We start from the raw sequence: 6,272 nt of genomic DNA on the forward strand, positions 1-6,272 counted from the left end.
GCATAGGTCTTCTTCCTCGGCGGACCGGTAGGGTAGCCCTCTCTGGTTGACTACTGGCAAAAGACAAAATCCCGGAATATTACCAGCCCACAAACCTAAAGGGCGGACCGGTCCCTACGATTCGTACGACAGGGTCAGCGCCCCGATTATGGCTAATCCGATACCTAATGATTCGATCAGTGACAAACTTTCATTCAGGAAAATGATAGCCAGCACAATCGTGAAAACGGGTTGCAGGGCACCGGCGATGGTGGTTACTTTAGAGGCTTTCCCTTCGGCATTGTAGGCAGCAAAACTGGCCAGCACACCCAGCCCATTCAACATACCGGCCAGTGAACCAAGCCCCAAGGTTTTAGCCGACAGGTTGAGATCGACCAGGCCAGCCGCAACAAACACCAGCGCAATAACCACCGACGAAACGATGAAGCTTACATACGACCACTCGGCCGAAATGGAATTAGTCGTTTCTTTTTGGGCGGCACTGAACACGCCCCAGAAAAACAGCGCCACGAACGAGTACAGCAGCCAGGAATTTAGTCCAAGACCTTTAACGAATGCCGCCGGGTTATCGAACAGCAACGATTCGCCCGACAGCATAATCACCGCCAGAATGGCCACCAGAATACCGATTCCATTGATCCAGTTCAGCTTTTCCTTGAAAACCAGCAGGGCGATAGCGATGGTTACCAGCGGATAAAGGTTTGTGACAGGAATAACGATTGCCGCCAGCCCTCCCGACGTAAACGCCTGATAAACGGCCACATTCCCCGTTACCGCTAACACCCCGGCCACCAGTCCCCAGATAATCCCTTTCCGGTTCGGCTTTTCGTTCCTGACTTTTTTGACAACAAGCGGCAGGGTGAGCAACATACCCACACTAAACAGCAGGTGATTCTTAAACGGGCTGACCTGATCCGAAATAAGTTTGGCCACTACGCCCCAGGTTCCCCAGAAAAAGGCGGCCGCTATCGAATAAAAAATCCATCTCTCAAGTTTTGTTTTCATTGGTTAATAGTGGAGTGGGTGGCGTATGGTGAAGTGGTTGAGTATGCATGGTGTTGGGCTATCGCCACCATACCCCTACTCCCTAAACAAAGCCGCACTGCCCAGAATACCCGCCTGTTCTTCCAGTTCGGAAATAACAAGGGTAGTTTTATAGGCTTTAAATGGGTTGAGTAAGTTTGGGTTATGCAACGTGTCAATGTCGTTTGTCAACCCTTTTGCGATACCTCCGCCCAGCACGATAATATCTGGGGCGTATAAGTTGACATAGTTGTCGATACCGGTTTTAAGATAGCCAAGGTACTCATCCACAACCGCTTCCGCATCGGCATTTTCGTTATTTTTCTGGTTAAATATCGTTTCGGCGGTTAACGGAAGGTCTGGATAAAGTTGCGGCCAGCCAATTCGGTTCGCGATTCGGATAATGCCCGAGGAAGAAACCAGCGATTCGAGGCAGCCGGTTTTGCCGCAATAGCAAACCGTGTCGCTGGTTGCGATGGTTAGGTGGCCGCCCATGTGGGCAAACGGCAATGGCCCGTCCAGCTTCCCGTCGATGGTGAATCCCATCCCCAGACCCGTGCCCAGCGTGAGTACCAGCACGCGGCCATACCCTCTCCCCTGCCCGTAAACCGCTTCGCCGAGTGCCACCAGTCGGGCATCGTTGTCGAGCAGACAGGGCAGGCCGTGTTGCTGCTGAATATGGTCGGCCAGTGGGTAGTCTTCCATGAATTCTAGAAACCCGTAGGTCGAATCCACCATGCCATTGGCAAAAACGAAGCTGGGAACGCCAATGCCGATACCGGTTATAACGACCTCTTCAGCAGCAGCCCGATCCTTTAGTTGATGAATGGCTTCACCAATCAGGTGCAGAAACCGACTGCTGTCTTTTGTTTCTGTGGGGGTGACGATCATTGACTCCACCTGTCCGGTTTCCAGGTTCACCAGCCCGATTTTGGTTCGGGTACCGCCAATTTCGATACCAATTGCGCGTGTTTTCAACGGTAGATCAATTTGTAAGCTGAAGCCGGTAGGTATTGAGTTGCGTCGGCGAAAACCGGACCCGGAGTTGATTACCGGTTGGCTTCAGTTGTTTCTCGTTTGTCTCGATATGCGTCGTTTGCCAGGCTTGCCGGATCGGCATGGCCATCTGTACTACGGGCGATACCGGTTTGCCGGGTATGTTCCACAGCCGGGCAATCAGACCCTGACGGTCGCCATCTTCAGCCGGTTTCAGGGCCCATAAAAGCACCCCGGGGTCGCCGGTATTCAGCAGTGAAAACGTTGAGGCCGGGTAGGTATCCGCCGAGCCGGTTATCAGCCCGGTTACCAGTGGATTCTGGTGTTCGAGCGAGCGTTTCATGGCGGTTACCGGTTCGAAATCAGCGGCATGGGGCATCAGGGCAAATTGATACAAGAAGCCCTTCTGGCCATTTTGCCCAAAGATACCCAATAGGCCTTTGTCTTCGCGTTTGGCATCGACCTGCCCGCCCGCCAGCGCACTCAACTGCGACGATTGCTCCCAGAGTGAATCGACCGTGCTCCGGCCGAGTTTAAAAAAGCTGCAATCGACGTTCGACAGGGTGATACCGTAGTTGGCCTCGCTCATATCGGCGAAGTGGTTGAACGTCTGCCAGTCGAGCCGGGATTTCTGCGCGGCATAATGGCCGCCCCGCGTTTCTTTTTTGGCCGTCAGAATAGCACCCAACTCTTCGTGTCGGGTGGTTGGTTTGGTGAGGTTGAACGAAAACGCCCAGGTTTTTACCGGGCCACCTTCGGCATCACTAAAATTAGCCTGGATACTGTCTTCGATCTCAATGCGCTGGCTATTGGCAAACAACGTCACCCGAACGGTATGCGGTACCGGAACGGGCGACACCGCCTTCAGCGTCACCGAAACCGGCCCCACATTTTCAACGACGACCGGGCTGCCTTCGTTGACGTTCGACACGCCCAGATCGTTGACATACTTTCCGTCGATGGGCTTCACCAACTGCCGTCCGTTTGCTTTTGTATCAAAAAGCTCTGTAATCGCTCCCGACCGACTGAGCCGCAGGCAGTACCGGCCATTGCTGATGTATTCGCCCGAAACGGTAGCCGCTGCTGGTCTGGCTGTCGGGGTTCCGGCTCTGAGTTCGAAAACGCGGTAGCCAACCGAAGAAACATTTTCGGCGTAGATCCGCAGAAATCGGTTTCCGCCCTTTAGAATAACCTGACTGGCAACTTCTTTACGGGTCGCCACGTCGATGACTCGAACGGGATAGGTACCGGTATAAGCCAGATCGGCGATGTCGTTGCGGGACCAGCTTAGCGGGTTAAAAACGAAAAACCGGGGGTTGGCCGCTTTCCGGATCTGACTGCCGAGGGTGTTGGCCGACAGTAAAAATAACGAATCGACGTAGCCGCTGATTTGCTGCTGAAGCTTGTTCTGCCAGGTAGCCCGCACGGGCTGCTTTACCGGCCCATCGGCTGTCCAGTTGTGTTCCCAATACATCCCGAACGATTCCCAGGCCAGCTCTTTCGCCGGTATGAGGTAATTAGCGAAGGCCGGTTTTTTCAGCGACACCAGCGACGCCAGTGCTTCGGCAACACGAAGCTTCTCCGTCGACCGGCGCACCTTCGCCGTGGTTTCGTTCATCGTCGCGCAGTACAAATCCCACTCATTGCCGTAACTCACTGCTTCGGAAGGTAGCTTCGGATAGCTTCGGGCCACATCATCGAAAAAATCTTCTTCGTTGGACACCCGTACCTTCCGGCTGGCCGTAGTGCCGTTTTTTGCCGCTTCGATAAACGGATTGGATACGTAGGTTTCCAGATCGTCGTGACCATACCCGAACGCGCCCGCCACGTTATACGGATAGGTTAAATTGGCAGATACGGTATCGCAGTAAGCGTCAAGCTGATCCACAATCTGCCCGATCTCTTTGGCCGTATCGACCGATTTAATGATCAGCCGACATTCGGCGTAGCCACCCAACGCACTATGCGCTTTCGGACGACCATCGTAGGCGTACCACTTCATCAGGACGCTGGACGAGTCGAGGCCCGTGTAGCGGTACAACTGGTTGCGTCGGTTAGCGCGGTATTCGTAGGTCATCTGACTCCCGTAACCCCCAATGCCTTTCCAACTGTATTTAGCTCCGGAACCGGCCCAAAGCGAAGTGAGTCCGAGTGGCAGGGTGTTATTTCCATCGCTTCGGCCAGGGTAAACCGGAGTTTGTAGGCCCGTTCCAGTTGTCCGGCATAATACATCCCGCGTAATACAGCCTCGGTAGGTTGTGCGCCGTAGGTACTCACCAGCGTATTGAGCGGGCTGCCGATATGCCCTGATTTAATGGCGGCAATGAGCCGATTGAACTGGGCTGGCGAACGGTATTTCTGGTAGGCCCGCAGCCAGTAGCTGCCATCGCAGTTGAAGCGGGCCTGAAAATCGGGCGGGTTGTTTTTTGTCGAGTCGATCTGCCGGAGATAAAAGTCGAGCATTTGCACGAAGGCCGAGTCGTATTTAGCTTCGTTAGCCGTCCACATATAATCGGTGTGGTCATCGTTGGCGATGTACAACCGTTTGATGGGCTGGGCAGTTGCGGCCTGGCAGGTCGATACCAATAAAAAAAGAGCGAGAAATTTCAAGACAGTAAAATTAGCGGGGTATGATAATCCAGCGAACAGCCTGGCATACTGGCAAGTACCAATGGAGACCAGTATACTTTGTAAAACGGAGCAACGCTCTGTTTTTCCCGATTTTTATCGTTGATCCTTTCAAATCAGCATCGGGTTGGCTTGCCTGAACCCAATTGTTTCACTCATAGCCAGTTTACATCTGTCGCCACAAGGCTGCACAACCCAGTCTGGACTGCCCGTTTTCAAACGCCATTTATATGCATTACCGGTTCAGCCGCTCACTACATACAGCCCCATTCAAAAGAAATTTTGTGGGTTGGTAATTTATTTCCTGTCATGCCGGGAAAATACATGCCTGATGCCTTTATCACATTATGGCCATAAGTAGCCTGCGCCAAACGATGAATGAAGCAGTAAAAGCCAGTACGCCAGCCTAAGTCAACAGAAACAATTCGCAAAACTACCTGATCTGATCAATGACCTCCTCTCGTCGCACGTTCCTCAAACTATCTACCCTGTCGGTAGCCGCTACGTCGGTAGCCGCTACCGCATTCCCCATTCCCGCGGTTTCGGCCAGCGGGCCAGCCGGGATACCGACGGCAGCGAAGCCCGTCATCCTGCTTCGCTCGTCGTGGAACGACGCTAACATCGGCGATCAGGGACACACGCCCGGTACGCTACGCCTGCTGGAGCAATACGTCCCCGAAGCCGAAATAATCCTTTGGCACCAGTCGCCCCGACCAGAAACAGAGAGTGTTATTGTAAAGCGGTTTCCAGCCGTTACAATTGTCCGGGGCGATTTCTATGAGGGCGACAAGCCCTTCGAAGGCGAATTAAAAAGAAGCTTTCGACCGGACTACGCTCTACATCGTCAATTCGGGTATGGTGTATAACTACGGGTTGTTCGGCTACGACTGGCCCGCCACAATGGCTACCTTAACGCCGTATTACTACTGCCTCGACCGGGGCATTCCCTTCGGGTTGTATGGGCAGTCGTTTGATAAGTTTGCCCACCCGGCCATGCCCGTTTTCAAGAACCTCCTCAGCCGGGCGGCTTTCATTTACTGCCGCGACGATGAGTCCCGAAAATTTCTGCTGGCGAATACGTTCAAGCCGGGCGTTTTGGAATTTGGGCCGGACGGATGCTTCGGCATTGATGTGCGCGATGAAGAACGTGGAGTTGCTTATTTAAAAAAGGCTGGTCTAGAGGAAAAGAAGTTTCTGGTCGTGGTTATCCGAACCAATACCAGGCACGTTTACGACAGCGGGAAGGGAAGTTTGATGAACCCGGCTCAGGCCACGCCCGCCCAGCAGGAACAGGACCGAGAGCGACTGGGCAAGACGCGCGAACTAATTACAACCTGGGTACGTAAAACGGGCCTGAAAGTGCTGCTGGCTCCTGAAGTGAGCAAGGAAGTAGCGCAGGCAAAAACGGGTGTATACGATCTGCTACCCGCCGATGTGCAGCGTAGTGTGGTCTGGCGCGATACGTACTGGAATGCGGATGAGGCCATGTCGGTCTATGCCCGTGCGCATTCGATGTGTACGTCGTCAAGTAAAAGTGGACAAATGGGGTGAAAATGGGAAGAGACAATTCAGTAAATTGTTTCACTCAAATCACCTTGGTTATGTCCAATTCAACCAAAAAATCG

6 protein-coding genes are annotated in these 6,272 nt (G+C 53.2%); 2 read left to right on the top strand and 4 right to left on the bottom strand.

The features are described 5' to 3' along the window. Nucleotides 1-114: 114 nt before the first annotated feature. The 4 genes from FH603_RS27475 to FH603_RS28830 all read right to left on the bottom strand — a co-directional run bounded on the left by FH603_RS27475 (nucleotide 115) and on the right by FH603_RS28830 (nucleotide 4,629). On the bottom strand, nucleotides 115-1,005 hold the full coding sequence (locus FH603_RS27475; RefSeq protein WP_186742432.1) for a DMT family transporter: 891 nt from the start codon (nucleotides 1,003-1,005) through the stop codon (nucleotides 115-117). 75 nt (nucleotides 1,006-1,080) lie between these two features. Then, nucleotides 1,081-2,001: an ROK family protein gene (locus FH603_RS27480; RefSeq protein WP_186742433.1), complete on the bottom strand. Its 921-nt coding sequence runs from the start codon at nucleotides 1,999-2,001 to the stop codon at nucleotides 1,081-1,083. A 7-nt stretch (nucleotides 2,002-2,008) separates the two neighbouring features. After that, nucleotides 2,009-4,096, bottom strand: coding sequence for a glycosyl hydrolase-related protein (locus FH603_RS27485; RefSeq protein ID WP_235985650.1), 2,088 nt, complete (start codon nucleotides 4,094-4,096; stop codon nucleotides 2,009-2,011). Next, a complete protein-coding gene (locus FH603_RS28830; protein ID WP_235985649.1) occupies nucleotides 4,093-4,629 on the bottom strand; it encodes a polysaccharide deacetylase family protein in 537 nt (178 codons plus the stop codon). The genes FH603_RS27485 and FH603_RS28830 overlap by 4 nt, the downstream gene beginning before the upstream one ends. 467 nt (nucleotides 4,630-5,096) lie before the next feature. Here FH603_RS28830 and FH603_RS27490 point away from each other — a divergent pair, with 467 nt between their 5' ends. Together FH603_RS27490 and FH603_RS27495 are read left to right on the top strand one after the other, a co-directional pair. Then, nucleotides 5,097-5,513 carry a twin-arginine translocation signal domain-containing protein gene (locus FH603_RS27490; protein WP_186742434.1) on the top strand — a complete coding sequence of 139 codons (417 nt, stop codon included), beginning with the start codon at nucleotides 5,097-5,099 and terminating at the stop codon, nucleotides 5,511-5,513. After that, nucleotides 5,503-6,198: a polysaccharide pyruvyl transferase family protein gene (locus FH603_RS27495; RefSeq protein WP_186742435.1), complete on the top strand. Its 696-nt coding sequence runs from the start codon at nucleotides 5,503-5,505 to the stop codon at nucleotides 6,196-6,198. Before FH603_RS27490 ends, FH603_RS27495 begins: the two co-directional genes overlap by 11 nt. Nucleotides 6,199-6,272 lie beyond the last annotated feature (74 nt).

It is taken from the genome of Spirosoma utsteinense (assembly GCF_014282275.1).
Classification (GTDB): domain Bacteria; phylum Bacteroidota; class Bacteroidia; order Cytophagales; family Spirosomataceae; genus Spirosoma; species Spirosoma utsteinense.